Annotated in this window: 4 protein-coding genes and 1 pseudogene; 4 read left to right on the plus strand and 1 reads right to left on the minus strand. The window is 70.1% G+C overall.

Translation table 11 applies throughout. The features are described from left to right. Positions 1-319 (minus strand): annotated as a pseudogene (locus ACX6XY_RS29900) (hypothetical protein); the annotation flags it as partial. A gap of 296 nt (positions 320-615) precedes the next feature. Here ACX6XY_RS29900 and rimP point away from each other — a divergent pair. The 4 genes from rimP to ACX6XY_RS29920 form a co-directional block, all read left to right on the plus strand. Further along, positions 616-1,122 (plus strand): ribosome maturation factor RimP, encoded by a 507-nt coding sequence (gene rimP / locus ACX6XY_RS29905; protein WP_460337713.1) that lies wholly within the window; start codon positions 616-618, stop codon positions 1,120-1,122. 2 nt (positions 1,123-1,124) lie between these two features. After that, positions 1,125-2,156 (plus strand): transcription termination factor NusA, encoded by a 1,032-nt coding sequence (gene nusA, locus ACX6XY_RS29910; RefSeq protein ID WP_460337716.1) that lies wholly within the window; start codon positions 1,125-1,127, stop codon positions 2,154-2,156. A gap of 113 nt (positions 2,157-2,269) precedes the next feature. Then, the gene (locus ACX6XY_RS29915) at positions 2,270-2,548 is read left to right on the plus strand and encodes a YlxR family protein (protein ID WP_460337719.1); all 279 of its coding nucleotides are present in this window, start codon (positions 2,270-2,272) and stop codon (positions 2,546-2,548) included. Positions 2,549-2,693: 145 nt separating this feature from the next. Further along, positions 2,694-3,020 (plus strand): translation initiation factor IF-2 N-terminal domain-containing protein (locus ACX6XY_RS29920; RefSeq protein ID WP_460337722.1); only part of this gene is annotated, 327 nt, incomplete at its 3' end.

The following is a 3,020-nucleotide window of genomic DNA, read 5'->3' on the forward strand; positions in this document are numbered from 1 at the left end:
GGCCCGTGGAGCCCGACGGCGGCGCGTCGCCGAACGCCTGCGCGTGCCGCCTGGCCGCCGCGCGCAGCGGCCGCAGCCGGTCCGCGAGCGCCGGGTGCGCCGCGATCGCCGCGGTGTACCGGGCCGCCAGCTCGGAGCTGTCCCGCGCGACACGCGCGCGTGCCCGCTCGGTCTCCCCTGAGCGCTGGTCCGCCGACGAGTCGGGCGTGTCGTCGGTACAGCCCACGAGCAGCACGGCACCGGCCGCCCCCGCGAGCAGACTCCTTCGGCGCGGCCCGATCCGGGCACGTCGGATGCGCGACGACAGGGTGAACGGCACGGCAGGCGTCCTCACAAGACTCGTCAGTCGGAACGGGGAAGTCGGAACGGGGAAGTCGGAACGGGAAGAACGGAAAAGAACGGGAAAGTCGGGAGCGGCAAGGGAAGGTGCGTGGGGAAGGCGCAGGTGGGGCGCGCGGGAGTGACCCGGAGCGCCCGTGATCACCGTACCCTCCGCCCGCGAGCGGGCAGTGGACGGCAACACCCTGTGCGACCGGATACCCTTTGACCTGACACGCGACGCACCACGCGACGAGACGAAACGACAACAGCACACGCGGCCGAGGAGTCACCCGGATGAGCACCACCCAGAGCGAGAGGCTGCGCGACCTCCTTGAACCGCTCGTCAGCTCCAGAGATCTGGATCTCGAAGAGGTCTCCGTGACCCCGGCCGGAAAGCGACGTGTGCTCAGCGTGGTGGTGGACGCCGACGGCGGTGTGCAGCTCGACACCTGCGCCGAGCTCAGCCGGGAGATCTCCGAGAAGCTGGACGAGACGGACGCCATGGGCCCCGGCGAGTACGTGCTCGAAGTGACCTCGCCCGGCGCGGACCGCCCGCTGACCCAGCACCGCCACTACGTGCGCGCGGTCGGCCGCCTGGTGAAGTTCCAGCTGACCCCCGAGGCGGGTCCCGGCGAGCTGGTCGCGCGCGTTCTGAAGGCGGACGAGGAGGGGCTCGACCTCGAGGTGCCCGGCGTGAAGGGCCGCAAGGCCACCGCGCGGCGGCTCGCCTTCGCGGACATCGCGAAGGCACGTGTGGAGATCGAGTTCAGCCGCAAGAACAAGAACGAAGAGGAGGCGTAGCCGTGGACATCGACATGAGTGCCCTGCGGGGTCTGGTCCGGGAGAAGGAGATCTCCTTCAACCTGCTGGTCGAGGCGATCGAGTCGGCCCTCCTCATCGCCTACCACCGCACCGAGGGAAGCCGCCGTCACGCGCGCGTGGAGCTCGACCGGGACTCCGGTCATGTGACGGTCTGGGCGAAGGAGGACCCGGCGGACCTGGACGGCCTCGAGGAGGGCGCCGAGCCTCGCGAGTTCGACGACACGCCGTCCGGGTTCGGCCGGATCGCCGCGAGCACCGCCAAGCAGGTCATCCTGCAGCGGCTGCGGGACGCGGAGGACGACGCGACGCTCGGCGAGTACGCGGGCCGCGAGGGCGACATCGTCACGGGCGTGGTCCAGCAGGGCCGCGACCCGAAGAACATCCTGGTCGACATCGGCAAGCTGGAGGCGATCCTGCCGGCCCAGGAGCAGGTGCCGGGCGAGGAGTACCCGCACGGCATGCGGCTGCGGTCGTACGTCGTACGGGTGGCCAAGGGGGTCCGCGGCCCGTCGGTCACGCTGTCGCGCACCCACCCGAACCTGGTGAAGAAGCTCTTCGAGCTGGAGGTTCCGGAGATCGCCGACGGCTCGGTCGAGATCTGCTCCATCGCGCGCGAGGCCGGTCACCGCACCAAGATCGCGGTCCGGTCGACCCGCTCGGGGCTGAACGCCAAGGGCGCCTGCATCGGCCCGATGGGCGGCCGGGTGCGCAATGTGATGGCCGAGCTCAACGGCGAGAAGATCGACATCGTCGACTGGTCGGACGACCCGGCCGACATGGTGGCGCACGCGCTGTCCCCGGCGCGGGTCAGCAAGGTCGAGGTCATCGACCTGGCGGCCCGCTCGGCTCGGGTGACCGTCCCCGACTACCAGCTGTCGCTGGCGATCGGCAAGGAAGGGCAGAACGCCCGGCTCGCCGCCCGGCTGACCGGCTGGCGCATCGACATCCGCCCGGACACCGAGCCGGGCGCCGAGCAGGGCGAGGGCGCGCCCGGCCACGGCCGGGACCGCTGAGACCTGTGGTCTGGATCACTGAGACCCGCAGTCCGGACCACTGAGATCAAGACGACATCCGTTTGATTCTTCACCCAATGGGGTGAGCTCGGTGCGGGGAGGTAGACTTAAGCGTGTCTGGCCGGACGCATGCCCGAGCATGCCCTGAGCGAACCTGCGTGGGCTGCCGGGAACGAGCGGCCAAGAGCGATCTGCTGCGGGTCGTGCTGATCGAGGGTGTAGGTGTCCCCGATCATCGCGGTACGCTGCCCGGCCGGGGTGCCTATGTACACCCCGCCCAGGTCTGTCTCGATCTGGCGGTCCGCCGCCGGGCGTTTCTCCGGTCGTTCCGCGTCCGGGGCCCGCTCGACATCGCGGATCTGATCCGGTACGTCGAGCAGGCGCAACCGTAAGACGTGCCGTACGGAACCCCGTACGGCCCTGGTACCTCGCGAGTTGGAAGTAGGTCGAGATTGCGATGAGCACTCGATGAGTACGCGATGAGTACGCCCATGAAGTAGCGACGGTCCGGCCTCACCCGGACCTAAAAGGAGCGAAGTGGCTAAGGTCCGGGTATACGAACTCGCCAAGGAGTTCGGGGTGGAGAGCAAGGTCGTCATGGCCAAGCTCCAAGAACTCGGTGAATTCGTCCGTTCGGCGTCCTCGACGATCGAGGCGCCCGTAGTACGCAAGCTGACCGACGCATTGCAGGGACCCGGCGGCGCCGCCGGGAAGTCGCCTGCCAAGCCCGCGCCGCGCAAGTCGGCGCCCAAGCCGGCGTCGCCGTCGGCTCCGTCTCCCGCGCAGGTCGCCAAGCCTGCCGCGCCCAAGCCCGCGTCGGCGCCCAAGCCCGCCGCGGCGCCCAAGCCCGCCGCGGCGCAGAAG

Source organism: Streptomyces sp. O3 (genome assembly GCF_054788135.1).

What these genes read in the sequence shown, in the direction of transcription:
- rimP (WP_460337713.1), top strand. Translation starts at nt 616, where the DNA reads ATGAGCACCACCCAGAGCGAGAGGCTGCGCGACCTCCTTGAACCGCTC.